General features: G+C 46.4%; 29 protein-coding genes and 1 pseudogene. 20 read left to right on the top strand and 10 right to left on the bottom strand.

All coding sequences use genetic code 11. From position 1 onward, the window contains the following. Positions 1 to 78 precede the first annotated feature (78 nt). Positions 79 to 2,694 (top strand): phosphoenolpyruvate synthase, encoded by a 2,616-nt coding sequence (gene ppsA / locus QUA56_RS06160; RefSeq protein ID WP_333354629.1) that lies wholly within the window; start codon positions 79 to 81, stop codon positions 2,692 to 2,694. A 401-nt stretch (positions 2,695 to 3,095) separates the two neighbouring features. Here ppsA and QUA56_RS06155 read toward each other — a convergent pair. The 4 genes and pseudogenes from QUA56_RS06155 to QUA56_RS06140 form a co-directional block, all read right to left on the bottom strand. After that, a pseudogene (locus tag QUA56_RS06155) lies at positions 3,096 to 3,318 on the bottom strand (DUF433 domain-containing protein); the annotation flags it as partial. A gap of 293 nt (positions 3,319 to 3,611) precedes the next feature. Continuing rightward, positions 3,612 to 4,439, bottom strand: coding sequence for a TIGR02452 family protein (locus tag QUA56_RS06150; protein WP_333354627.1), 828 nt, complete (start codon positions 4,437 to 4,439; stop codon positions 3,612 to 3,614). Between the two features lie 90 nt (positions 4,440 to 4,529). After that, positions 4,530 to 5,441, bottom strand: a complete 912-nt coding sequence (gene era, locus QUA56_RS06145; protein WP_333354898.1) for a GTPase Era — start codon at positions 5,439 to 5,441, stop codon at positions 4,530 to 4,532. A gap of 68 nt (positions 5,442 to 5,509) precedes the next feature. Further along, positions 5,510 to 5,683 carry a hypothetical protein gene (locus QUA56_RS06140; RefSeq protein WP_333032966.1) on the bottom strand — a complete coding sequence of 58 codons (174 nt, stop codon included), beginning with the start codon at positions 5,681 to 5,683 and terminating at the stop codon, positions 5,510 to 5,512. 266 nt (positions 5,684 to 5,949) lie between these two features. Between QUA56_RS06140 and QUA56_RS06135 the strand changes: the two genes are divergently transcribed. Further along, positions 5,950 to 6,381 carry a hypothetical protein gene (locus QUA56_RS06135; RefSeq protein WP_333354623.1) on the top strand — a complete coding sequence of 144 codons (432 nt, stop codon included), beginning with the start codon at positions 5,950 to 5,952 and terminating at the stop codon, positions 6,379 to 6,381. 459 nt (positions 6,382 to 6,840) lie between these two features. Here QUA56_RS06135 and QUA56_RS06130 read toward each other — a convergent pair whose 3' ends face one another. After that, positions 6,841 to 7,107, bottom strand: a complete 267-nt coding sequence (locus tag QUA56_RS06130; protein WP_333354620.1) for a hypothetical protein — start codon at positions 7,105 to 7,107, stop codon at positions 6,841 to 6,843. A 251-nt stretch (positions 7,108 to 7,358) separates the two neighbouring features. Here QUA56_RS06130 and QUA56_RS06125 point away from each other — a divergent pair, with 251 nt between their 5' ends. The 4 genes from QUA56_RS06125 to QUA56_RS06110 all read left to right on the top strand — a co-directional run bounded on the left by QUA56_RS06125 (position 7,359) and on the right by QUA56_RS06110 (position 9,952). Next, positions 7,359 to 7,916: an NUDIX hydrolase gene (locus QUA56_RS06125; protein ID WP_333354617.1), complete on the top strand. Its 558-nt coding sequence runs from the start codon at positions 7,359 to 7,361 to the stop codon at positions 7,914 to 7,916. 81 nt (positions 7,917 to 7,997) lie between these two features. Beyond that, the gene (locus QUA56_RS06120; RefSeq protein WP_333354614.1) at positions 7,998 to 8,753 is read left to right on the top strand and encodes an ATP-binding cassette domain-containing protein; all 756 of its coding nucleotides are present in this window, start codon (positions 7,998 to 8,000) and stop codon (positions 8,751 to 8,753) included. 53 nt (positions 8,754 to 8,806) lie between these two features. Further along, complete coding sequence (locus QUA56_RS06115; RefSeq protein WP_333354611.1) at positions 8,807 to 9,268, top strand: DUF29 domain-containing protein; 462 nt, start codon at positions 8,807 to 8,809, stop codon at positions 9,266 to 9,268. A gap of 33 nt (positions 9,269 to 9,301) precedes the next feature. Beyond that, complete coding sequence (locus QUA56_RS06110; protein ID WP_333354609.1) at positions 9,302 to 9,952, top strand: ABC transporter permease; 651 nt, start codon at positions 9,302 to 9,304, stop codon at positions 9,950 to 9,952. Here QUA56_RS06110 and QUA56_RS06105 read toward each other — a convergent pair. Then, positions 9,939 to 10,574, bottom strand: coding sequence for a DUF1802 family protein (locus QUA56_RS06105; RefSeq protein ID WP_333354606.1), 636 nt, complete (start codon positions 10,572 to 10,574; stop codon positions 9,939 to 9,941). The genes QUA56_RS06110 and QUA56_RS06105 overlap by 14 nt on opposite strands. 266 nt (positions 10,575 to 10,840) lie before the next feature. Here QUA56_RS06105 and QUA56_RS36745 point away from each other — a divergent pair, with 266 nt between their 5' ends. The 11 genes from QUA56_RS36745 to QUA56_RS06055 all read left to right on the top strand — a co-directional run bounded on the left by QUA56_RS36745 (position 10,841) and on the right by QUA56_RS06055 (position 18,396). Beyond that, on the top strand, positions 10,841 to 10,963 hold the full coding sequence (locus QUA56_RS36745; protein WP_445242876.1) for an aldo/keto reductase: 123 nt from the start codon (positions 10,841 to 10,843) through the stop codon (positions 10,961 to 10,963). After that, positions 10,960 to 11,658 (top strand): aldo/keto reductase, encoded by a 699-nt coding sequence (locus QUA56_RS06100; protein ID WP_445242874.1) that lies wholly within the window; start codon positions 10,960 to 10,962, stop codon positions 11,656 to 11,658. The genes QUA56_RS36745 and QUA56_RS06100 overlap by 4 nt, the downstream gene beginning before the upstream one ends. 202 nt (positions 11,659 to 11,860) lie before the next feature. Then, entirely contained in the window at positions 11,861 to 13,732 is a 1,872-nt protein-coding gene (locus QUA56_RS06095) for a serine/threonine-protein kinase (protein ID WP_333354604.1), read from the top strand. Between the two features lie 25 nt (positions 13,733 to 13,757). After that, a complete protein-coding gene (locus QUA56_RS06090; protein ID WP_333354601.1) occupies positions 13,758 to 14,324 on the top strand; it encodes a GNAT family N-acetyltransferase in 567 nt (188 codons plus the stop codon). 25 nt (positions 14,325 to 14,349) lie between these two features. Continuing rightward, the gene (locus QUA56_RS06085) at positions 14,350 to 15,594 is read left to right on the top strand and encodes an RNA polymerase sigma factor (RefSeq protein ID WP_333354598.1); all 1,245 of its coding nucleotides are present in this window, start codon (positions 14,350 to 14,352) and stop codon (positions 15,592 to 15,594) included. Between the two features lie 156 nt (positions 15,595 to 15,750). After that, positions 15,751 to 16,149, top strand: coding sequence for a YciI family protein (locus QUA56_RS06080; RefSeq protein ID WP_333354595.1), 399 nt, complete (start codon positions 15,751 to 15,753; stop codon positions 16,147 to 16,149). 97 nt (positions 16,150 to 16,246) lie between these two features. Further along, positions 16,247 to 16,393: a hypothetical protein gene (locus QUA56_RS06075; RefSeq protein ID WP_333354592.1), complete on the top strand. Its 147-nt coding sequence runs from the start codon at positions 16,247 to 16,249 to the stop codon at positions 16,391 to 16,393. A 73-nt stretch (positions 16,394 to 16,466) separates the two neighbouring features. Then, on the top strand, positions 16,467 to 16,919 hold the full coding sequence (locus tag QUA56_RS06070) for a nuclear transport factor 2 family protein (protein ID WP_333354589.1): 453 nt from the start codon (positions 16,467 to 16,469) through the stop codon (positions 16,917 to 16,919). Positions 16,920 to 16,956: 37 nt separating this feature from the next. Next, on the top strand, positions 16,957 to 17,388 hold the full coding sequence (locus tag QUA56_RS06065; protein ID WP_333354585.1) for a YciI family protein: 432 nt from the start codon (positions 16,957 to 16,959) through the stop codon (positions 17,386 to 17,388). An 88-nt stretch (positions 17,389 to 17,476) separates the two neighbouring features. Continuing rightward, positions 17,477 to 17,890, top strand: a complete 414-nt coding sequence (locus QUA56_RS06060) for a VOC family protein (protein WP_333354582.1) — start codon at positions 17,477 to 17,479, stop codon at positions 17,888 to 17,890. Between the two features lie 98 nt (positions 17,891 to 17,988). Further along, complete coding sequence (locus QUA56_RS06055; RefSeq protein ID WP_333354579.1) at positions 17,989 to 18,396, top strand: VOC family protein; 408 nt, start codon at positions 17,989 to 17,991, stop codon at positions 18,394 to 18,396. A gap of 257 nt (positions 18,397 to 18,653) precedes the next feature. Here the strand turns inward: QUA56_RS06055 and QUA56_RS06050 are convergent, their stop codons facing one another. The 3 genes from QUA56_RS06050 to QUA56_RS06040 all read right to left on the bottom strand — a co-directional run bounded on the left by QUA56_RS06050 (position 18,654) and on the right by QUA56_RS06040 (position 21,219). Beyond that, a complete protein-coding gene (locus QUA56_RS06050) occupies positions 18,654 to 19,709 on the bottom strand; it encodes a glycoside hydrolase family 104 protein (RefSeq protein ID WP_333354576.1) in 1,056 nt (351 codons plus the stop codon). 118 nt (positions 19,710 to 19,827) lie between these two features. After that, positions 19,828 to 20,118, bottom strand: coding sequence for a glycosyltransferase (locus tag QUA56_RS06045; RefSeq protein ID WP_333354573.1), 291 nt, complete (start codon positions 20,116 to 20,118; stop codon positions 19,828 to 19,830). A gap of 183 nt (positions 20,119 to 20,301) precedes the next feature. Beyond that, on the bottom strand, positions 20,302 to 21,219 hold the full coding sequence (locus tag QUA56_RS06040) for a YihY/virulence factor BrkB family protein (protein WP_333354570.1): 918 nt from the start codon (positions 21,217 to 21,219) through the stop codon (positions 20,302 to 20,304). A 114-nt stretch (positions 21,220 to 21,333) separates the two neighbouring features. Here QUA56_RS06040 and QUA56_RS06035 point away from each other — a divergent pair, with 114 nt between their 5' ends. The 3 genes from QUA56_RS06035 to QUA56_RS06025 all read left to right on the top strand — a co-directional run bounded on the left by QUA56_RS06035 (position 21,334) and on the right by QUA56_RS06025 (position 24,423). Continuing rightward, complete coding sequence (locus tag QUA56_RS06035; RefSeq protein ID WP_333354567.1) at positions 21,334 to 22,419, top strand: hypothetical protein; 1,086 nt, start codon at positions 21,334 to 21,336, stop codon at positions 22,417 to 22,419. 388 nt (positions 22,420 to 22,807) lie between these two features. Then, on the top strand, positions 22,808 to 23,701 hold the full coding sequence (locus QUA56_RS06030) for a CNNM domain-containing protein (protein WP_333354564.1): 894 nt from the start codon (positions 22,808 to 22,810) through the stop codon (positions 23,699 to 23,701). Positions 23,702 to 24,222: 521 nt separating this feature from the next. Further along, the gene (locus tag QUA56_RS06025) at positions 24,223 to 24,423 is read left to right on the top strand and encodes a hypothetical protein (RefSeq protein WP_333354562.1); all 201 of its coding nucleotides are present in this window, start codon (positions 24,223 to 24,225) and stop codon (positions 24,421 to 24,423) included. 174 nt (positions 24,424 to 24,597) lie between these two features. On the opposite strand, the gene QUA56_RS06020 is transcribed toward QUA56_RS06025, so the two are convergent. Beyond that, positions 24,598 to 24,870, bottom strand: coding sequence for a hypothetical protein (locus QUA56_RS06020; RefSeq protein ID WP_333354559.1), 273 nt, complete (start codon positions 24,868 to 24,870; stop codon positions 24,598 to 24,600). Positions 24,871 to 25,180 lie beyond the last annotated feature (310 nt).

Below are 25,180 nucleotides of genomic sequence, written 5' to 3'. Positions count from 1 at the left end.
AATACTCCGGTAAGTCGTTTTAGCCCGAAGGATGCCATCAAAATTATCAAAGAAGGAATTGCCGCAGGAGGTAAATATATGAGTTCCTATGTGCTTGATTTTCAGGACATTGACCAAACAAAAATCATGATTGCTGGGGGTAAAGGCGCAAACCTGGGGGAACTTTCCAAGATTGAAGGAATCCGCGTACCGGATGGCTTTTGTATTTCTACTGAAGCCTTTAAAAGAATCATTGGGGAAACGTCGTCGATTAACGAATTACTCGATCGCTTATCGCATCTATTGGTGGAAGACCGGGATAAAATCGGTGAACTTAGCCGTGAGATTCGCAGGGTCATCGAAGGGATAGCCATTCCTCAAGACATTAATGAAGAGATCGCCCGCATCCTCTCCAGGCTTGGAGAAAAGAATGCCTATGCAGTACGATCCAGCGCAACTGCAGAGGATTTACCGACGGCCTCTTTTGCAGGCCAGCAGGATACGTATCTGAACATTATCGGAAAGGAGGCAATCTATCAGCATATCAGCAAGTGCTGGGCATCGCTATTTACCGAGAGGGCAGTAATTTACCGCCTTCAAAACGGCTTCGACCACCGTAAAGTCCACCTGTCTGTGGTTGTTCAGAAGATGGTCTTCCCGCAGGTGGCAGGAATTTTGTTTACTGCCGATCCCGTCACTTCTAATAGAAAAGTGTTATCCATTGATGCCAGCTTCGGACTTGGTGAGGCTATGGTTTCCGGCCTGGTGAATGCTGATAGCTATAAAGTGTGTAACGGTAAGGTTATCGATAAGAAGATATTCACCAAGAAACTGGCTATTTATGCTTTAGAAGATGGCGGTACGAAAGAACAGGAGATTGAACCTGAGAAGCAGAATAGGCAAGCGCTGACGGATGAGCAGATTTTACAGCTCGATCGCATAGGCAGAAAGATCGAAGAACATTTCGGCAGCCCCCAGGACATCGAATGGTGTTTGGTTGATGATACATTTTATATTGTCCAGAGTCGGCCAATCACTACTTTATACCCGATCCCTGAAGCGAACGATCGAGAAAATCACGTCTATATATCTGTCGGTCATCAACAAATGATGACCGACCCCATTAAACCATTGGGACTGTCTTTTTTCCTGTTAACGACCCGTGCACCCATGCGTAAAGCTGGTGGAAGGCTGTTTGTGGATGTCACACCTCAACTGGCTTCACCTGTCAGCCGAGAAAAATTTTTAGATGGCATGGGACAACACGATCCGCTCATAAAAGATGCACTTATGAATATAATAGAGCGGGGAGATTTTATAAAATCATTACCAGTTGAGGAAAACGAGCAGAGTTCCGGTAAAAGCAATAAAGTTACTTCGTTTTCGGGTTTTCGTACACAAATCGAAAATGATCCGACCATCGTTTCTGATTTGATTAAGAGCAGTCAGACATCCATAGAAGAGTTAAAACATAACATCCAACCTAAATCAGGAGCAGATTTATTTGATTTTATCCTGGAAGATATTCAGCAATTAAAGAAGATTTTATCTGACCCACGAAGCATGGGTGTGATTTTTGCTGCTATGGATGCCTCATCATGGATCAATGAAAAAATGAAGGAGTGGTTGGGTGAAAAAAACGCAGCAGACACGCTTTCTCAATCTGTGCCAAATAATATTACTTCGGAAATGGGGCTGGCGCTAATGGATGTCGCAGATGTGATTCGTCCTTATCCGGAAGTAATTGATTATTTACATCATGTAAAAGATGATAACTTTTTGGATGAACTGGTTAAGTTTGATGGTGGAAAGGAAACCCAAGACGCTATCTACGCTTTTCTCAACAGATACGGAATGCGCTGTGCCGGAGAAATCGATATAACTAAAACCCGTTGGAGCGAAAAACCAACCACACTTGTGCCCACAATTCTGAGCAACATCAAAAACTTTGAACCTGGTGCCGGCAACCGGAAATTTGAGCAAGGGCGGCAGGAAGCTTTGAAAAAAGAACAGGAGTTATTAGACCGATTAGAGCAACTGCCGGATGGTGAACAAAAGGCCGAAGAAACAAAACGAACGATCGACCTAATCCGAAATTTTATCGGTTATCGTGAATATCCAAAATACAGCATGATTAATCGCTACTTTGTTTATAAGCAGGCTTTACTGCAAGAAGCCGAACAACTCGTACAAGCGGGCGTTATTCATGAAAAAGAAGATATATACTATCTCACTTTTGAAGAACTTCGCGAAGTCGTACTCACAAATAAACTGGATTACCAGATCGTCAGCAAACGAAAAGACGAGTACAAATTATATGAAAAACTAACTCCCCCACGTGTTATCACCTCTGACGGTGAAATCATTACGGGTGAGTACAAACGAGAAAATCTCCCTGCCAAAGCTATTGTAGGTCTACCTGTTTCTTCTGGAGTTATTGAGGGACAAGCACGTGTCATCTTAAACATGGAAGACGCCGATCTAGAAGATGGAGATATATTAGTCACCTCCTTTACTGACCCTAGCTGGACACCATTATTTGTATCCATAAAAGGTCTTGTCACCGAAGTTGGTGGACTGATGACTCATGGAGCAGTTATCGCACGTGAATATGGCTTACCAGCAGTTGTTGGAGTAGAAAATGCGACCAAACTAATCAAAGATGGGCAACGAATTCGCGTACATGGAACAGAAGGGTATGTAGAAATCCTTTGACACTCCCCGCCCGGTCGGTACGGGGATTCTTAAGACATTTGTGTCAAAATATCCCTATTGCTAGGGTTCCCAGGCTGACTGCGTTTGCACTCTTGTGTGCGTAGTCATATCTTTGGCATAATCCCAAACTATTGGGTCGATCGTTGCTTTCATTCCCACATCAAAGGACGTGAAGCTAATTTGGGAAAATATCGCTCAAACGGTTCGGCAACTTGGGCGACAAATTTTCATCAAAAAGTAATTTCATGCGGATAAGGGATCGGTCAATCGATTTTAGATTTTAGATTTTAGATTTTAGATTTTAGAATTGAAGCATTGACCCCACGGATCAATTCGGGGACTCCTTTATCGGATACAGGTTTTTTATTTCTGGACGGATGAATCCGGGGGCTTTTATCCTGGATGCTTTCGGTAATAAACCGACGATCGCGGTCAGCAGCATAAGCTATGCAGGCTTTTAAATCTTCTCGCGTCAAATCGGGAAAATCGCCCTTGAATTTCTGCTTCAGTCATCTCGGAAGCCCGGTAGTCAAGGACTTCATAAACCGTAATTCACAAGCCGCGTACACAAGGCTTACCACCGCGTTTTTTTGCTTCGATCGTGATGTGGTTGCGGTAGTTGATAGTTGGAATTTTTGAAAATCTCCTAGTTTGAGGTTTGGCGAAAAGATTGGATCTACTAGCTTGTTGCATGGGTGCGCGATCGAAGCATATCTATTTATTCTACCAATTTTCTGTAGGTAAAGCTGTCGATCGAGCTTCCGAATCATCTCCAAGGTCAGGCAGTGTTTGCGAGATAACGCTCCCAATCGCCTGCTAAAAACTACCTCAAACTCCAGCCGATGACCTCCTGAAAGTCGGCGTGCGTTGGGATTGTTAGAGGCATTGACGACAGCGAGGCTGAGAATGCAATACTTTTACTTAAATCTATTTTTAAATGCCTTCAATGTATCCTTACTCTTAGCCGAATCGTATATACCAAAAACTACACGATCGAAACATCCATGAAATCGCGGACTCTCAAGCCACTGACCAAAAGCATCTGCTACCATACTGGCATCGTTGCAAAACACGCCACACCCCCATGCACCGAGTAACAACGATCGATGTCCATTATCTTGTGCCACCGCAAGTACATATCCAGCACGTCGCCGCAATGCTTTTTCAATATCGGGAAGCGCATTGGGATCGCGACGCAATACTTGACCTGCATTTGGTGCGGGCGCAGTAATAACAGATGCTAAAAAATAATCATCGAGCAATTCACGACTGCGGATTCTAAACCAAGGAACTTTTGGAGAATAAATCAGGTAATCGGTGTAAAGAAGAGAATTTTGCGATCGGTTTGCTTCATAATACTCGGGCTGTGTCAATTGACAGGGATATAACCCGGAACAGCGAGCCAAATCTTCTTCTTGTGCTTTTGCACCATTAATAAATCCGCCGCCAGGATTTCGAGCGGAGGCATAGTTTAGGAGTACGAGATCGCGGCAACCTTCACATTTTACCAAACGGTAGGCGGCTACTTGAGTGGTCTCATCGGTAACTTCCACCAAAAGACTCTGTTTCGCATCACATTGCGTATTTTGCAATAAATTTTCAACTTTTTCGGGTCGATACAACTTAGTATTTTTCTCTGCCAGCTTCTGCTCGGTAGCAAAATTAATAACATGGCCGTGCTTTGAAATGAACTCGCCTTTTTCTAGAATCTGTAATGTTTCCTTGGCTATACCTGTTAACGACATACACTCCTCCTTGGTGGTTTCGATGAAGTTCTCAACTCTGCTTCTGAGCACATCAGGATTAAGAGAGGGAAACTGCCAACAGATAAAGTTTTATTCTTCTACCCGATAGCCCAATTCGGCCAAACGAGTGCGGGACTGCCGCCATTTCGGCTGCACCTTGACAAATAACTCCAAATATACTTTGCCTTCAATTAACTTTTGAATCTGTTCCCGGGCCGCACTGCCGATCGACTTGAGCATACTGCCGCTTTTACCGATTAAAATGCCTTTTTGGGAATCCCGTTCGACGTGAATTGTCGCCAGAATGCGCGTAATTTTCGCTTCTTCTTGAACAATGTCGATCGCGATTGCTACGGAATGCGGCACTTCTTCCCGCGTCAGCAGCAAAATCTGTTCCCGAATCAATTCGCCCATAATAAAGCGTTCCGGCTGGTCAGTCACCAAATCTGGCGGATAATAATAAGGCCCAACCTCCAAATGTTCGATTAACAATTGTTGCAGCGGCTCGACACCCTCGCCCGTGAGAGCCGAAAATTTCACCACCGGCCACTCAGGATTGACAATTTGCTCGTAAGTTCGATCGATCAACACAGAATCCGACGGTTGTTCGTCCAACTTATTCATCCCCAAAATCACCGGAATTTTGGTATTGCTGAGAATTTCCACAATATATCGATCGCCCCCTCCCGATTCTACCGAACCATCCACCACAAACAGCACCACATCCACAGACTGAATCGCCGTGCGGGCATTCTGCACCAAAACCTTACCCAATTGGTGGTGCGGCTTGTGAATTCCCGGAGTATCGACAAAAATAATTTGTGCTTCCGGTGTCGTCAGGATGCCCCGCAGCCTGTTGCGAGTCGTCTGAGACACCGGCGAAGTAATCGCAATTTTCTGCCCCACCAACTGATTCATCAGCGTTGATTTGCCGACATTCGGGCGTCCGACTATACCCACAAAGCCAGATTTGTACCCCGCCGGAGCCGCGGGAACACCCATAATGTCCGATACGTCGATAAAATTACTATCTTCCACTAAAATCACCTATTTTCAAGCCCCTTCTCTGTCTATTGTCGCCTGAAAATACTCAAACGCCCATCGATGCACTGTAGCATCTTTCTCGCCCTGGTATAGCCCGCAACACTCAAACCTCGATCGAGCCGCAAACCAGTGTTAAAACGTGATACGCGATCGGCAAAACTTGATATCTGAGACAAAATTTGATAAAGTTCCAATGACATCGATCGAAAATGAATCATTCTGGTAAAACCGACTCCCCAATGCTGTAACAACTTCAGATGTGTAAATGTCTAACTCAAATGAAACTATTCTACAGTTGGTCAGGCAAACCAGTTTTAACATTTTTGAAGATGTTTGGTAATAAATTAGGTAGGTTAAACTCAAACTCAAAAGCTCAATACCATCAGGCGCTTTCTCAATAAAAGCTAGTGTCTTTTGAGCCTACCTAATTAATGCTAATCGTCATAAAGTTGAGGAGATGAATCGGATGAAATCGAAATTATTTTGGAGTTGCTGCACCGTTTTGGTAGCAAGCCTGCCCGTTCCTGCCTTCGCTCAAACAAGCCCTCCAACAAGCCCTCAAGCAGGTATTGACTACAAGGGTGGCTCGATGAACTACCAGTTGCTACCGGGCAAAAGAGCTGAGAGAACCTTGCCCAAAGCCTTTGACTTTCCAATTATTATCAATGTTGCTACTGACACTAGCATCACCACAGATCACCTAATTACCGATCAGTTTCGCGCGCCAGCGACTCGTACAGAATACACCGCAGCTCTCACCTCCTGGTCACAATCAATCAGAGAATGTCTGGCAAAACAGCCCCGCTTGATTCGAGCCAGCACCAAGAACCCGATTCAGATTAATGGCAAAGTAGGCACGATTGTCCGAAACGCAAATAACCGTGCAGTTTGCAAATAAGCCAGCAATATCACGGCTGCTCAATTGACCGTAATTGCCGTGGGGCGGGTTCACCCATATCTCCAATGCAAGCATCGATACAGTAAACCCCTCACCGCGGCGATATTGCGGTCAATCGATCGCACTTGATATAACTTCCGCTGTCTGAAGACAAAAACTAGAGAGTATTTTTGAACAAAAAGAGCAATAGAAAACCTATTGCTCTTTTTGTTGGCAAAATTTTGTTGCCGAAATTTGAATTAATATCTATTAGGACTTATATGATGTCCGCTGGAACGACATCATAAAATGGGTTTGCAGTAAGGAATGCAAGTCCTTATCAAACTTTGAGGACTTGCATTCCTCACTGCAAACGACATAATTACGCAGAAACCAGCTTTTTTCCACAATATCCCGTGGAACCCGAGGGATATGGATTTTAACACCCAGTTTATGAAAGTTTGTCTGCGTAATTCACGATTAAGTAGCACAAAATTCATGTGTACTCAGCAAAATTTCCCCATAATCAGGAATCCAAGCTAGCCACTGTTCCTCCGAACATTCACACAACAGCCACGCTTCGTCAAAGCTGAATGCTGTTGGCGGATTGAACAATTTGACCCAAGTAGAAGGAGCCAATTTTGGTGCAGGTACGGCGCAGCCCAATTTTTCCCAGTCGCGGACACTCGTGGCGCTTGCTGGCGTTGGTTGCGATTGCCAAGTACGAATATCTGTTTGCAGTTTCATAACAACTCCTTTTGAGCTAAGAGTCTGCACCAGGGCGGGCTGGCAACAACGCAGAGCGAAGGCGCAGATAAAATTTATTCTGTATTCTATGCTACGGAATTCTCTAAGCAAATGTGTAGCGTTGTAGCAAAAATTTACAATCGAGAGCAAAAAACTGGCTCAAAGCTGAAAAGGACGATTTTTTATTGTTGGGTTCGGCAACGATCGACTACCATAGCAAACAACATCTGATTTATTTCAAAAATTCCGACATGAACCAAACTGCAAAATCCCAGTGGAAAACTCTAGATCGGTTTGTAGAAATCAATTCTCATTGGGTAAAACTAATCGCCGAACATCTTGAAACAACCGAAGGACAAACAGTAGAATATTGGCGAGTAGAAAGAGCAGATTCAGTTGTAATCTTGACCATTCAAGCTGACAAATTGCTGTTTCCCCCACCGATGTATCGCCCCGGCGTAGCGGAAGCAACCCTGGATTTTCCAGGGGGTCGCGTAGAAGCCGAAGCCACGCCAGCAGCGGCAGTTCCAGCTATAATCAAGAAAGAATTAGGCGTGACAGAAAGTGCGATCGCCCGCATCGAACCGATCAACACCATTGGGTGGGCAATAAACAGCTCATTCTCCAATCAAAAACTCTACGGTTTTGTTGCAGAATTGCACCCTACAGCAACACTAAACCCCGAACATATCGGTGCTGCATATCCTGCAACCCCAGACGGAATTCGCGACTTGCTCAAAAAATTAACTTGCCTCCAATGTCGAGCATTGTTGCTAGAATGGCAAAACCAAGACAATTTTAGATTTTAGATTTTAGATTTTAGATTTTGGATTGTCCCGCGACGCTAGCCAATTGACGATTTATTAAAACCAAAATCACCGAAACTAATCATGCCTCTCAATAATGAAGTTGCTGTCGAATGTCTCGACGTTACATATCGCCTCAACCGCAGGCATTTAGTAGACAAACTCAATTTTAAAGTGCTGCAAGGAGAAGTTTTAGTATTGCTGGGACGCAGCGGCAGTGGCAAAACTACCACCATGAAATTGATTAACAATTTACTGACGCCAAGCAGCGGCGAAGTTCTTGTCATGGGAAAACCAACAACTCAGTGGAACGCAATTCAACTGCGCCGAAAAATTGGCTATGTGATTCAAGAAATCGGTTTGTTTCCCCATTTTACCGTCGAGCAAAACATCGGTTTAGTGCCGAAATTGGAAGGTTGGGAGGGCGATCGCATTCAATCTCGCGTCCGCCAACTGTTAGAATTAGTCAACCTCGACCCCCAGCACTTCGCCAAACGCTATCCCCATCAGTTATCCGGCGGACAGCGGCAGCGGGTGGGCGTCGCCAGAGCACTGGCCGCTGACCCTCCGATGCTATTAATGGACGAACCGTTTGGTGCTTTAGACCCCATTACTCGCCTGGAATTGCAGCGGGAATTCGGTCAATTGCAGCAGCAACTGGGCAAAACTGTGATTTTTGTGACTCACGGCATTCAAGAAGCTTTTTTGTTAGCTTCTAGAATAGGTTTGATGCAAGACGGACGGTTGGTTGAATTGGCATCGCCCGCTGATTTTATGAAATCTCAGCATCCAGAAGCTCGCGCATTTATTGATTGTTTGCAAGTAGCTAGATTTGAATGATTTTAGCAAAAATTTGATAATATAGTTTTAGTAACTAAGCTGATAATCAAACGATGCACAGTCTTTACGAGACAGACTTCTATGCTTGGACGCAAGAACAAGCCAAGTTACTTCGCAAGTGTCAGTGGAGTCAACTTGACTTGCCAAATTTAATTGAGGAGATTGAATCTTTGGGCAAACAGGAACGTCAAGAACTTAGAAATCGTTTGAGCATTTTGCTGGGACATTTGCTGAAGTGGCAATATCAGCCCCAGCAGCGCAGTCGTAGCTGGCTGTCTACAATTCGAGTGCAGCGGCGGGACACTCAGAGACTGATACAGGATAACCCAAGTCTGAAACCTTACTTGCAAGAAGCTTTCCAAGAAGCTTATCAAAACGGTAGAGATTTGGCAGTAGGAGAAACCGATTTACCTCTCAAAACATTTCCTCAAAACTGCCTTTATAGCTTAGAGGACATTCTGGACTTTCGCTTCTATCCTGGTGAACCAAGTCCTGAAATGGAAAATGATTTATAAGATTGACAGCAATTAGGAATAACCAATAACCCGATGATAAATTTTATCAACCGCTATGGCGCCCAGATAATTCAGCGCGCGGTCGAACACTTATATTTAGTAACAGTTGCAATTTTTATCGCTATTATTGTGGGGATTCCCCTCGGGATTTTAGTCACGAGAAAACCAAAGTTGAAAAAGCCAATTTTGGGATTTGCGAATATTATGCAAACAATTCCCAGTTTAGCTTTGTTTGGCTTGTTAATTCCGGTGCCGGTAGTGGGTGGAATAGGCGATCGCACGGCAATTATCGCCCTCACTCTCTACTCTTTACTGCCAATTATCCGCAATACTTATACTGGTATTGTCGGCGTCGATCCGGCGATTGCGGAAGCCGGAACAGGCATGGGAATGACTGATATGCAACTGTTATGGCAAGTGGAAATTCCCCTGGCACTGGGGGTGATTCTGGCGGGCGTGCGAGTTGCCACAGTAATTGCGATCGGACTCGCTACAATTGCCGCTGCAATTGGTGCTGGCGGCTTGGGGGTGTTTATTTTTCGCGGCGTTGCTACAGTCAACAATCAGTTACTTTTGGCTGGGGCAATTCCGGCAGCTTTGATGGCATTAGCTGCGGATTTTGGGCTGGGTTTGGTAGAAGCCCGCCTCTCGAAAAGTACATTAAAAACTCTTAATCAGGACTAAAATCCTGACTGCCATCTGTCAGCGTTGTCACTCTCTGCGAACCAGAATCATTCACAGGATTTGCTATCAGATTGCGGATTGCATTTGAGCGTTCAATGTACTCTCGATCGCTCAAAACAGCCTTGCTTTCCTCCAGCAAAATAGGATTAGCCAAATCGATCCAAGAACGGCAACCGCCGTATTCAGGAATGTACGGAATTTCTACTGTTTCTGCTAAACGATAAGTCCGCAGCAATAAAATAGAAATTGGCTGATTTTGTTTCCATTTCAGGCGATCGCCTACAAATTTATCATTCCAAATATGGTAAGGAAACAGCGCAGTAATTGCAGGTTCCCAAGCTACCAAAAAAACATCGGTAATCTCCGCCCAACTGCCAATTTTAATAACTTCAGGATGCCAGCCAGATTCGACAGTTTTTACTCTATCTGCAAACTCCGGTTTTAATAAATCCGGCTGTTGGTGTTCAAAAGTTGGATATAATAAAACCTGTTTGTCACCGACATTGAAATGTCCTGCTTGCTCGCTAATTCCCCCTTTTCGCAACAGCACAATCGTTTTGCCTTGTTCCAAAGCATTAACTGCTACATTCCATTCTTTCAGTGCGCGAGTAGTTGATTTCATAGAAAATTAGTATTGTTAAAACAATAGTAACAAAATCCGTACTTTCAAGCAAGTACAGCGACTTGATTCTGCTAAAATTATATGGCGTCCGAATAAATGATCGTGAAAAAAAGCAGGGTTGAAGATATGGAAAATCGGCAATTGGGCACTTCGGAAATTTATATCACCCCGATAATTATGGGGACTTGGCAAGCTGGGAAGCGGATGTGGGTGGGAATTGAGGATGCTGAAACTGTCAAAGCAATGCGGCCGCTTTTGAGGCAGGTATTACCACCTTTGATACGGCTGAGGCTTACGGAGAAGGGAATTCGGAACAAATTATCGGTCAAGCACTTTCAGATGTGCGATCGCAAGTAGTTATGCTAGCAAAGTTTTTGCCAACCACTTGAAACCCGATTTGTTAGTCGAAGCGTGCGATCGATCGCTAAAAAACCTCAACACCGATTATATCGACCTTTACCAAATCCACTGGCCCGCTGGCACTTGGAATTCCGAGTTAGTGCCAATTGCAGAAACAATGGACGCCCTGAACAAGTTAAAAGAACAGGGAAAAATTCGGGCGATCGGCGTTTCCAACTTCTCCCGCGCCCAAATAGAAGAAGCAGCCCAATACGGACGCATCGACAGCTTGCAACCGCCCTATTCTCTGTTTTGGCGCTGGGTAGAAAAAGATTCTATGTCCTATTGTGCGGACAATCATATCTCAATCCTTGCCTATTCATCTCTAGCTCAAGGAATATTGACAGGTAAATTTGGGCCCGAACACAAGTTTGAAGAAGGCGATCACCGCGCCAAAAATAAGCTGTTTATCAAAGAAAATTACGCCCGAGTGCAAACAGCATTAAATCAACTCAGGCCAATTGCCGATCGCCACCAGACAAGCTTGGGAAACTTAGCTTTAGCTTGGTTGATTTCCCAGCCGCAAACAAATGCAATTGTCGGCGCGCGCGACGGAGAACAAGCAGCCGAAAATGCTAAAGCTGCTGAGGTAAAATTGAGTCAAGAGGAATTAAAAGAGATTGACGCGATCGGGAGAACTGTCACCGATTGTTTAGACGATAACCCCGTCATGTGGAATTTCTAAAACAGAACTGACGCAACTGGCATATATAGTTGTAGGTTGGGTTGAGGAACGAAACCCAACAAGAGAGACCCACAGAGTTGGGCGGAGTGAAACGGAGGGTTCGCTTCACTCAACCCAACCTACGAATAATTAGATAAATCGTTCTAAGTACGGGCTAGCCAAAAATAAAATCTAAAATCCAAAATCTAAAATCTAAAATCGAATGAGTTACTGTCTAAATCCTAACTGTTCCAAACCACAAAATCCCCCCGCAGTCAAATTATGCAAAAATTGCCGGTCGAAACTGCTGCTGCGCGATCGCTACCGGGCGATAAAGGCGATCGGACAAGGCGGTTTTGGCAGAACATTCCTCGCCGTTGACGAAGACAAACCCTCAAAACCCCGCTGCGTCATCAAACAATTTTTACCCGCAGACAGCCAACTCATCCCATCAGCAAGCAATCGCAACAGCAAAAAAGCAGCCGAACTTTTTGAACAAGAAGCAATGCGATTAGACGAATTGGGCAAACACCCTCAAATTCCCGAACTATTAGCCTATTCCATCCAAGACAGCCGACAATATGTAGTGCAAGAATTTATCGACGGGCAAAATTTAGCACAAATTGTAGAAACAGAAGGCACATTTAGAGAAAATCAAATACAAGACTTACTCAATAGCTTATTACCCGTCCTTCACTTCATCCATTCCCACAACGTTATTCACCGAGACATCAAACCCGGAAACATCATCCGCCGCGCCGACAAACAATTAGTTTTAGTAGACTTTGGCGCTGCCAAAATTGCCACAGGTACAGCATTACTCAAAACAGGAACCAGCATCGGCAGCCCCGAATACATCGCCCCTGAACAAGCCAGAGGCAAAGCATTTTTTACCAGCGATTTGTACAGTTTAGGCGTAACTTGTTTGTATTTGCTAACTCAAGTTTCCCCTTTTGACCTATTCGATCCCGGCGAGGATGCCTGGATCTGGCGGCAGTATTTGGCCAACAACCCGGTGAGTGAAGAACTCGGTAAAATTTTAGACAAAATGATTGCAAATGCTACCAACCGCCGCTATCAAACGGCTGTTGAAGTATTAAAAGAAATTAATCCCCAAGTTGCGATCGACCTAGCAATTCCCCAAACACTTTCCAAGTTAGTTAAACCAGGAAAAACTCCCACCCAGCCCCAACAGCAAACCTATAACTGGCAATGTCTTCACACCCTCACAGGTCACAAAAACTTAATTTACTCTGTCGCTTTCAGCCCCAACGGAGAAGTTGTAGCCAGCGGCAGCGATGACAAAACAATCAAACTGTGGCGAGTAGAAGACGGGCAAGAAATAGTGACTCTTGCAGGTCATACCAACTCAGTTTATACAGTAGCTTTCAGCCCCGACGGACTGATGCTAGCCAGCAGCAGCCACGACAAAACTGTCAAACTTTGGCGGATGAAAGATGGACAAGAAATCCGCACCCTGAACGGCCACAGCAACTCAGTTTACGGCGCAGCTTTCAGCCCCGATGGAATTCTGATTGCTAGCAGCAGTTGGGACAAAACAATCAAGATTTGGCGAGTCAAAGACGGGCAAGAAATTCGCACGCTTGCGGGTCACACCAATTTAGTTTATTTTGTTGCTTTTAGCCCGGATGGCGAAACTCTTGCTAGTTGCAGTTGGGACAGAACAGTCAAAATTTGGCGCGTTAAAGATGGGAAGCTAATTCGCACACTTACAGGTCATACAGACTCCGTTCGCTGCATAGCTTTCAGTCCAAATGGCGAGTTTTTGGCTAGCGGCAGCCACGACAATACTATTAAGATTTGGTGGGTCAAAGATTGGCAAGAAGTTTTAACGATCACAGGACATTCTTGGTATGTTGATTCTATTGCTTTTATTCCAGATGGCGAGATTCTGGCTAGCAGCAGCAATCAAACTATCAAGATTTGGCGAGTGAAAGACGGTCAAGAAATTTGTAATATTGCGGGTCATAATAACTCAGTCTATTCTGTTATTTTTAGCCCGGAAGGAGAGTTTTTGGCTAGCGGCAGCAGTGACAAAACTATTAAGATTTGGCAGAATATGATGTTTGTTTAATTGCCCATAATTAAAGTTGTAAGTTATGATAAAGATTGTAACCAAAAGATTTCTGCTGCGTGACTTTGTAGATTCCGACCGATCGCCATTCTTGGACTATCAAGCCGATCCGCGCAACCTGACATTTTACGAACCCGATCGCTCTAGTCCCGACCGTGCCGCACGTCTATTCGAGATGTTTCAGGCCTGGGCAATCGCTAGCCCTCGACTCAATTACCAACTGGCGATCGTACAACGACATGAACCTTACGCGCTTGTCGGTTGCTGCGGACTGCGGGGAGAGTTGTGCGAAACTGGCGAGATGGAATTTGGTCTCGAACTGGCACCAGCCTATTGGGGGCGATATGCCTACGCGATCGAGGTGGGGCGTGCGCTGCTCGACTTTGGGTTCGCGGAACTCGATCTGAAGGCGATCTCCGGGTCTACCGTGAGTGCAAATACCCGGATCGCTCGGTTGGCCCAGTGGATAGGAGCAGAAGTGGTTGCTACCCGCCCAGGGTCCTCATGGATGTCCGATCGCGGTTGGAGCGAGGTCGATTGGCGGATTGCACGGGCGCAATGGGAGCATCGTACTCGGCGGCACGGCCGATAATATATGTTTGTTTTGTGATGGCTTTATGAATGAGACAGCAGCCAATCAAATCCGTCAGCAGGTGGAAGCTGTGTACCGATCCGAGTCGCGTCGCGTTTTAGCTACCCTGATCCGACTCCTGGGTGACTTCGATCGCGCCCAAGAGGCGATGCACGAAGCCTTCGCTGCGGCTGTAGCGCAATGGCCCCGCGACGGCATTCCCGCTAACCCGCGATCGTGGCTTGTATCTACGGGTCGCTTTAAAGCGATCGACACCATCCGCCGTCGCGCCCGCTTTGATACGCACTTGGCAGAACTCGCTCAACAACTCGATCCGAGTGACACCACAATCGAGGATGACGAGGACGTTGAGGACGATCGCCTGCGCTTGATTTTCACTTGCTGTCATCCGGCCCTGTCGCCAGAAGCTCAGGTGGCGTTGACGCTGCGGGAAGTCTGCGGACTCAGTACCGAGGAAATTGCCAGCGCCTTCCTGATTGCTCCCCCCACGTTGGCGCAGCGGATCGTGCGGGCCAAGGCGAAGATCCGCGACGCACGCATTCCTTATCAAGTGCCGTCGAAAACCGATTTGCCCGATCGATTGGACACCGTGCTTCAAACGATCTACCTGGTGTTTAACGAAGGGTACGCGGCCTCATCTGGCCGATCGCTGACGCGGGCCGACCTCGCTGAGGAAGCGATCCGTTTGGGACGGCTGGTAATGGAACTGTTGCCAGACTCTGAGGTGATTGGACTCCTGGCGCTGATGCTGCTGCAAGAATCGCGGCGCACCGCCCGCACTTCCTCCACAGGCGACCTTATCCTTCTAGAAGACCAAGATCGATCGCTCTGGAATCAAGCACAAATTTCTGAAGGCAGGTTACTGGTGCAGCAATCGCTATCATCGGGACGGTTTGGTTCGTACACGCTTCAGGCTGCGATCTCAGCCGTGCATTCAGAGGCCCAGAGTGCTGCTGCAACGGACTGGGCGCAGATTGTGGGCTTATACGACCTGCTCGTGCAATTAGAGCCGTCGCCGGTTGTTGCCTTAAATCGGGCGGTGGCAGTGGCAATGCGTGATGGCCCCTTAGCGGGACTGCAATCGATCGACCACATATTAGCGCGCGGCGATTTGGCAGACTACCATCTGGCACACTCCGCGCGAGCCGATTTGTGTCGGCGGCTGGGCAGAACGGCTGATGCTAGAGAATCCTACCAAAAGGCGCTGGCGATCGTGAAACAGGAACCAGAGCGTCGTTTTCTCGAAAAACGCCTTCGCGAGTTAAGCTGAAAAAATTTTTTGCTTCGCTGTCGATTTGCAGCTTCGCCGAACGACTACTAATATCAAATCCGTTGACATCGGAATTATTATCTCTCTCTTCTCTTTCTCTGTGTCCTCTGTGTCCTCTGTGGTTTAATCATTCCGATCTAACCGGAATTGATATAAATGAAGGCGACTATCTCAGAGCGAATTTTGGAGGTAACGATGAAATACATATTGCTGATTTACAGCGACGAAAATGCCTGGACTGAAAGCGAGCTGCAGCAATGCTACGCAAAGTCTTTGCAGCTAACCCAAGAACTGCAAGCCAACGGTCAATATTTGGGTGCTTCGCCGCTACACTCGATCGCCACAGCAACCAGTATTCGAGTGCGTGACGGCAAAAAACTTGTCACCGATGGGCCGTTTGCGGAGACGCGCGAACAACTCGGCGGCTACTTTCTGATCGATGCCAAGGATCTTGACGAAGCGATCGCGATCGCAGCACGCCTACCAAGCGCCAGTAAAGGTACGGTTGAAATTCGCCCGATCGTGGAACTGTCGGGCTTGCCATCAGACCAGTAGTTGCTGTCAATCGATTTTAGATTTTAGATTTTAGATTTTAGAGGCGACCCCACGGATAAATGCGCGGGCTTGAGGATTTTCGATTTGAGATTTTGGATTGATTCCACGGATCGATCGCGTGGCGGCTACCACCTTTGAAATTCGCTTGTCAATACCGCTCAACGCAAACTTCCACATCCGCACTGACAAACTTTTCCAGAAAAAATGTTCAACTTGTCGATCGGGCGCACCTCTATTCGACTAGATGGTAGAGCAAGGGTTAGGAGTTTTCAATCTGCGCCCGGAAAACCAATCCACATCAATCAGGAGATACCGCGATGACGATGACAACCGAAACCACCAAAACACAAGACGAAGCCCAGATTCGACAAATCATCGCAGATACGGCCAGTGCCATCTGCGCCAAAGACCTCGATGGCATCATGGCGCACTACGCCCAAGATGTGATTATTTTCGACGCAAAACCGCCGTTCCAAACCAAAGGTGCAGATGAATTTCGACGGACGTGGGATGCGTGCCTGCCTTGCTTCCCGGACTCCTTCGGGATTGAGATGCGAGACCTCAGCCTCACCGTGAGCGGTGATTTGGCGATCGCGCACTGGCTTTTTCACTTCACAGGGATGCCAAAAGATCACCCAGGGGCGCAGATGTGGATGCGAATCACCTCTGCGTGCCAGCGGAAACAGGGCAGGTGGCAGATTGTGCACGAGCATTGCTCTGTCCCCTTCGATCCAGAAACGTCTAAAGCCGTTTTCTCGATCGCACCTTAGCCGAACTCAACAAACATAAACAAAAGGAGATTTCACGATGAAAGTCATTGTTCTAATCAAAGCTACCGAAGACTCAGAGGCAGGCGTTCTGCCCAGCGAACAGCTTCTGACGGAAATGGGGCAGTACAACGAAGCATTGGTCAAGGCGGGAATTCTGCTCGCTGCCGAAGGGCTGCATCCCAGCTCAAAAGGAGCGCGGGTGACGTTTTCAGGCACAAATCGCAGCGTGACTGACGGGCCGTTCACAGAGACAAAAGAGCTGATTGCCGGATTCTGGATCTGGCAAGTGCAGTCGATGGAGGAAGCGATCGCCTGGGTCAAACGCTGCCCCAACCCGATGCCAGGAGAATCCGCGATCGAAATTCGCCCGATCTTTAGTGCAGAGGACTTCGGCGAATCCTTGACGCCCGAACTCAGGGAACAGGAAGAACGCATTCGGGCGGGGGCAGAACAACTCCAGGGTTCTTGAGGGCATAAATACTGCCTAACTTTTCGTCCGGCAGCCACATCATTTCCCGTGAATGGATTGCTCGATCGACTATTAACCAAAGGAGTACATGATGCAATCGAATACTTATCTCTTTTTTGACGGTGAATGCGAAGCTGCATTTAAATTCTACGAACAGTGTTTAGGTGGCAAAATCGACCAGATGATGACCTATGGGGATGGGCCCATGTCTGAGGAAATTCCCTCCGAACAGCGCGATCGAATCATGCACGCCAACTTAACTGTTGGTGGAATGGTATTGATGGGTTCTGACACTCCACCCGATGGCTTTGAAAAACCACAGGGATTCTCTGTGAATCTTCAATTTGACGATCTGGTCGAAGCGGAGCGGATATTTCAAAAATTGGCAGAAAACGGAACGGTAAAGATGCCATTCCAAGAGACCTTCTGGTCTACCCGTTTTGGAATGCTTGTCGATCGATTTGGCACACCGTGGATGATTAATGTCCAGCCAGCTACCTAACTTTTTCAAGTTTGCTCACAAGCCTTACCGTTCAATTCAAACATTAGCGAAAAATCGTTAATGTTTCACCTTGCGATCGAAGTTAAAAAGGAGAAAACATGGCCACTAAAATTTTCGTGAATTTACCCGTCAAAAATCTCGATCGGTCTGTCGAATTTTTTACTAAACTTGGATTCAGTTTTAACGCCCAATTTACTGACGAAACTGCCACTTGTATGGTTGTGAGCGAAGACATCTTCGTCATGCTCTTGACAGAAGCCAAGTTCAAGGAATTTACACCCAACGCAATTTGCGATGCCACCAAGAGTACAGAAGTGCTGGTGTGCTTGTCTTCCGAGAGCCGAGAAGAAGTGGATAAAATGATTCGCAACGCAGTTGCTGCTGGCGGAACGACCTACAATGAACCGAAAGACTACGGATTTATGTATGGTCATGGCTTTCAGGATTTAGATGGCCACATTTGGGAAACTATGTTCATGGAACCCAGCGCAGTAAATCAAGGTTAGGCATTTTCTATTTGCTTCCTGAAAACAATACAAAGCTCGGCGTTGCTGATTTAGGGTATGAAAGGCTAAATATGCAAGTCATAGAAACCAGTATCCACAAAACTTCGGGATTTTCAAGTTATTTTTTTCATACCCCGATTAAGCAACGCCAACTATAGCATCGACATCATCCATAACTCCCTCATTCTCAATTTCGGCTGTCAAAATTTAATCCAAAATTGCCAAACCCCAATCTCAACTCGTCCTTGGACTGTTGACTAATTGCTAACAACCAATCCTTGGCGGTAAATCCCCAAATTTTGCAGGTACATTGCTTCGAGTGTGGGCATCGACGATTCCACGGAACCGCCAAAACGCCGAAAAGAAGGCCAAATATAAGCGAGTTTTCTCACTGCTGACTCCAATCGACCCGCTTCTATATCTTCTAATGCACCTTTTTCTCGGATTAACTCAATAGCCATCAAATCTTGATTTTCCGGGCTGAAATCGCGGACGCCAAATTTTTGGGCAAATCTGTCCCAAGTGGTGCTGAGAAACTGATATCGCCCTGCTGCGTCGGAACAAAGTTTTTTGCCGTAGCGGCGGCCGCACCTCATTTCTCTGGGATGATCTTGAAAGCTGGCAAATTTTGTGCCTGTGTACTGGGTGCGGTAGCCTTCGGGAGTAGCGGTGCCTTCGGCTGCGGCTATGGTGTCGAGAAAGGCTTTGACTCGGCGTTCAGACTCGATAGCATCGGGCCTGCTATCCTCTCTGGGCTCAGGTGAATTCAGGGTTGCAGTTTCTGGTTCCCGATCGCGCTCGATGTTATCCTCTCCTTTGTCTGGTGAGTAGATCGCTGCAACTTCCGGCAAGGGTTCCGTGGCGGGCGAGCTTTCTGCCCAGACTGATTGCCCCGACAGTCTTGGGGTCATTCGACCCAAAAAAAAGCACAAACAGATGCACAAACTCCATGAAAGTTGAAAACGGAGGCGTTTGAACGGCTTGCTGCGCTGCTGCATCGGCCACCTGTCCAGGGGGATGGCTGCGGGTAAGATTCCCGTTTGCTGGCCGAAGGCGAACAGCGATTTCAGCGCTAGCAAGGTTTGCTTGTAGAAACGGGGCGCAACTTTGCTCACCCTCATTGCTGCGGCGAACGTCTCGACATCTGTCAGAGTCACTTCTGCGAGCGGTTTTACTGCAAACAGCCGAAAACGGTGGGCTGCCTGCCAGCTAAAGCGCTTGCTTCGGGGGGATTTGCGCTCCACCCACAGGCGAATTAGCTCGATGTCTGAAATGGGTTGCAGATGGCTTTCCAGATGTTCTGGTGCGTACAAGAGTACCTCCTGATATCACTTCTAGTTGAAGGTTCCCAGTTAGAACGGATGAGTGAAACAGGGAGCAAGGGAAACTGGCTTCAACCATACTAAGTGATACTACTAAGCGCTCGCGGGGTCAAGTTGAATGGCCGATTGTTCGAGCAGTTGAGTGTAAAGTTGACGGAGTTGGGAGGCGATACTGTCCCAACTGAAATAGGGTTTTGACGCGCTGGCGGCCTGTTTGTCCGAGTTGCTGGCGCCATACTGAGTCAACTAACAAGCGATCGATCGCATCGGCAAAGACTGCTTCATTTTTCGGCGGCGCGAGCAAACCTGTTTCTTGCGGCACTGCAGTATATTTGAGCCCTCCCACATCGGAGGCGACTACGGGCGTGCTGCAGGCGATCGCTTCGGCGACTAAACCCAAGGGCTTTGGAGAAAGCAGAAGTAGGTCGTCCCGAAGACATAATGTTACAGGGCGATCGAAAAAAAAAGCAAAATTATTGCATTCAAAATTTTTCTTTCCTTCCGCCTTCTTCCCTCTGCCTTCTGCCTTCTGCTGTCAAACCAGGAGTGCGAGTTTAACCTCCAATTTCCCGTTAGTCTAATGTTAAGATTTCTTCCGATGTTTGCGCGCTACGGATTCCCCGTTTTCGCTGTTGAGGATATTCTTTCGCGAACCTTGCATTAGAGAGCCGTATCGGTTAGCCCAAACTTGGGTAAACTCGGCACCTAAGAATAGAATTTGAGCGGAATAATTAATCCAAAGCAGGATAATCACGAACGAGCCAGCAGCACCGTAGGTAGAGGCAATACCGCTTCCTCCGAGGTAAACTCCTATTAGGGATTTGCCGATCGTAAACAGCACAGAGGTGATGGCGGCACCGATCCACACATCATTCCAGGCAAGATCGACATCGGGCAAAAGTTTGTAAATTAAGGCAAAAAGCAGCGTAACTACGCCAAAAGATATAGCAAAGTCCACCATCTGCCAAATGCCGACTGGTAATTGCAGCAAGCCGTTCAACCAATAGCTAACCGCTGCTAAAACTGCGCTAATTACTAAAGATACTAGCAGTAGAAAGCCTATGCCTAAAATCATCGCAAAAGACAATACGCGGTCTTGCAAAAAGCCCCAGATACCGCGTCCGGGAGGCGGTGAAACATTCCAAATAGTATTGAGGGCTTCTTTAAGATTAGTAAACACGTTGGAAGCACCCCACAAAAGTGTAGCGATGCCGACTAAAGTAGCAATCATTCCCGACTTGGGTTCGGAGGCTTTGAGGATTAGTTCTTGGACGGTTTGGGCACCATCTTTGCCGATTAAACTTTGGAGTTGGGCGACGATTTGACCTTGTGCTGCGTCTGCACCAAAGACTAAACCGGCGATCGCAATTACGATAATTAGCAGCGGGGCGAGGGAGAAGACTGTGTAATAGGCTAGGGCGGCGGCTAGGGTTGGCGCTTTATCTTCTTGCCATTCAGTAAAAGTTTGTTTGAGCAGCGATATGACTGTTTTTAATTTCACGGCATTTGGTTTCCTTATACTTGTCGTCCACCAAGGAATTTTAAGAGGTTAGGAGTTTTTTAGCGTCGGCCACAAGATAGATTTATCGATTAGCAAATTCGGAAAATTACTTTTATGTCTGATTCCAACACAACTGTTAACAGCACCGATGTAACATTGTCCAAAAAAGCAATTTATTGGGCAAAATTGAGCGCTTTAGTAGCGGTGGTCAATTTCTTGCTGGTGCTTTTCCATTTCAGTTACCTTCAGTTGCGCCCTGTTTATCAGAGCTTTTTTCCGGGTTTAGTTAAAATTTATGACCCGATTAAAGGCATTGATTCGAGTTTGCCAAATCCCGAATCTTTGAAAACTACTGACCAGTTTTGGCGAATTGATACGTTTTTTATCGGTTTTTTTGGTGCGGAATTTTTGATAAAAAGTCTGTTCCACACCCGCCGCAAGCCGGGGGTAACTTGGTTTGATTTTGTGCTGAGGCGCTGGTACGAGGTGTTTCTGGTGATGCCAATTTGGCACGGGTGGCGGATTCTGCCGGTATTGGTGCGGCTGCACAAGTCGGGTTTGGTGAATCTCGATCGCGTAGTTGCTCAAGTTACCTACGAACCGGTGGCTTATTTAGCCAATACGATGTCGGAATACATGATGGTGCGGTTTATCAATCAAGCGAAAAGTTCGATCGAACAGGGCGACGCGGCGCAGGTGTTGCTGGCGCAGCAGCCGTACCTTCACGTCAATCAGGAAAATACGATCGAACAAATTACCAAGCGGATTTTGGATCTGACAATTTACAAAGTTTTGCCGCAGGTGCAACCGGATTTGGAAGATTTGCTGCACCACAATTTGGAAACAACAATCAAACAGTCGGATTTCTATCAAATCCTGCAAACTTTGTCTCCGATTAATATTTTGCCTACTGAGATGACGGAACAGCTAGCGAATTATTTGGCTCAAACGGCTGTGGAGGTGGTAGCTACTACTTATGAAGACGATAAAGGTCGAAAAATTCTCGATAATTTCAGCCAAGAATTTAATCAAAGTTTGCGGCGAGAATTGCAAGATGAGAAAACTCTCGGGGAATTGCAGTCGCTGCTGTCGGATTTGTTGGAAGAAGTGAAGTTGAATTACATTCAAGGCGGGTTGAAGTCCGATCCGGAGCAGACGTTTACGGAAATTAACTCGCTCCGGGAAGTAAGGGAGAGTTGATACAGCAATGAGTTCCGGTTTTGTGAATTAGATTTTTTGACTCACATCTTTCATCATTGTCAAGAACAGGCTTTCCGGCCTGTGAAGCGAGAGATGAATTTTATTGTGGAACAGGCCGGAAAGCCTGTTCCTAAACAAGTCATTGAGAATGGTGCAATATCTCAGTTAAAACGAACCGCGAAGACGCCAAGGGCGCGTTCGGCGAAGCCGTTCCCGAAGGGTAGGAAGACAAGAGAAAGAGTTCACAAGTTCTACGAGTAAGGTGCGCTGGGCGCACCTGCGAACACGGGTAGTGCGGATATCCGCAATGTCTGGCGATCGATCTATCTCAATCGCCAGCTAAAATAAAATAATTAACTTAAAACATCCATCATATTAGATATCTATCTTGAACAACATTACCTCGCTAGAAATAGAAGTCGCCGAAACATTGCTGAGATTAGCAATGTTGCTGGGATTAACACTTGTAATCGCGTTTTTTGTGGCGTCAGAACTAGCATTAGTATCAGCCGATCGCCATCAAATCCGCCAACTCGCCCACTTGGACGATCGCCCAACCGCTAAAACCGCCGAACTCGTCCACCAAGCTCAGAACAACATACCGCATTATTTGTCTGTGACTCAAACTGGCACAACAGCAGGGAGTTTGCTGTTGGGTTGGTTGGGTGAGGGAGCGACTGTACACTGGATCGAACCGTGGATCGACAAATTGCCGATCGGTCATTTGCCGGCCGTGCTGACTGCTCATTCGATCGCAGTTCCCGCAGCTTTTATCTTTGTAACTTACGTAGAAATAGTCTTAGGAGAACTAATCCCCAAAGTATTAGCAACCCACGCCCCAGAACGCACCGCTTTGCTGTTGATGCCTACCCTCGAAATCTGCTCAAAATTACTGTGGCCGCTGCTAGCAATTCTCAACGGTACCGTGCGCCTGCTGACAGGTTGGATTACCAGTAAAAAGTCTGAACCGCTGCTGTTACCTTCCGAGGCAACTATCCTGCAAAAAGATGCTCATTCGGCACTGATTTCTGGCCTGTGGGAAGTGACAGCAGTTAACGAAAAACTCGGGTTAAACTTGCCCACTAACCAAGCTTACGAAACAATCGCCGGATTCGTCATCCACAATTTAGGTAAAATGCCAAATCAAGGCGATCGGCTATTGTGGGGCGAGTTAGAAATAGAAGCAGAAAATGTAGTAGAAGGCAGTTTAGAAACAGTGCTAGTGCGCCAGGTAACTCGCCCCTTATTTGAGACTCAGCAACCAGAACTCGTGTTGAATTAAATTGCAGTTTTTAATAATAGTAATATCCCCGTAGGGAAACGGCACTGCCGTTTCCTCTTACGGACACGATAGGGAAATGGTAGGGAAACGGCACTGCCGTCTCCTCTTACGGACACGGCACTGCCGTCTCCCTACAGATATCGCCTACAATCGACCCAGCTTGATATCAATTCAATCCTGAGTTATAGCGGTTCGAGCGAAAGATTCGCGGACGTAGTTGGGCCCCGGCCCTCAAGCGTCTGGGTGGTTATGTAAGCTGTCAGTCATACCTCATCTTTTTGAGAAAGGCTATAGGTTGTAATTAGTCGCTCAGTGCGACAACTTACCAAAAATCTGCAAATTGCATAAAGCACAGTTTATGAGGTGGATATGCTGAAAACACTTTGGGCTACGGTTCGACAAGGGAAAATTGAACTGCTGGAGTTATCATAGTTACCCGAAGGGGCAAAAGTATTAGTAACACTCTTATACCAATTTTATGTGAAGTTGCATAGAATAGAGTGAGCTTTTATGGTGCGTTTATGAGTCGTAGTTTAAAAATCACAATTGAGGAAAGTGCAGAATTTTTAGAAAAACAACTAAAAAATACTCGTACTGCCAGCCTTAAAGAACGAATACAAGTATTATGGTGGTTAAAAACAGGGCAAGTACCTGGGGGGTTGACAAAGAGGGAGCATCTCAGTTTTGCAAAAAGCATTTTTTTTATTATAGTGCGAGCTTAAGAGCTCGCGTATTCTACAAATCGCGAGCGGGGACGCTCGCACTATAAATGCAAAACTGAGATGCTCCCGACAAAGAGGTCTAGGAGATAGACCGAATCAGGGTTGCAGCCCGCATACCTTGTTGATAAAAGCGGCGTTTATTTCGAGTTAACTTGCGTTTACTGTTCCACCTCATCAGAATATTGTCCCTTGATAATTAACCCACTTTTCTCCATCTAAGCCAACACCAAATGTACTCCGTCTTCGATATCTTTTTTTAGGTTCTTGACGCCGACATACATATTTTTCTACTTGCTTTTTCCGAAGAGCGGTGCCTTCAAATATTGCCGAACTGTAGGCGAGTGTCACGAGCAGAATCATGTTAATCAGTCGGTTTCCTTTTAAGCTAGTTCCTTCCAGATCGTAGCCTCCTGTTTTACAATCTCTAAACATTTCTTCAATGCCCATTCGTTGCTTAAGCTGTTGTGCATTTAAACCACTAACTAGGGTCTTCCGGGTGCGTCTGACGCGAACACGCTCCGCTTAAACGGGAAACACTTCGGACGCTCCGCACCATACAATCTGTTTTAAATGTTCAACAGCTTACCATACATTTTAACTATTTGAGGACTTCAGGAATATTATACTATGGCTAAAGTGATGAAAGAGCGTTAATCTGGTCTTGTTTACATGATTGTGGTCAGGTCGCATTTAATTTGGTCTGGGTGGCGTTTAATTTGGTCTGAAGTTTTGGTTCAGTTTCATTTAATGTGGCCTG

It is taken from the genome of Microcoleus sp. N3A4 (genome assembly GCF_036701805.1).
Taxonomy (GTDB): Bacteria; Cyanobacteriota; Cyanobacteriia; order Cyanobacteriales; family Microcoleaceae; genus Microcoleus.
Note: the sequence above shows the minus strand (reverse complement) of the source record. Positions and strands in the feature narration are given on the sequence as shown.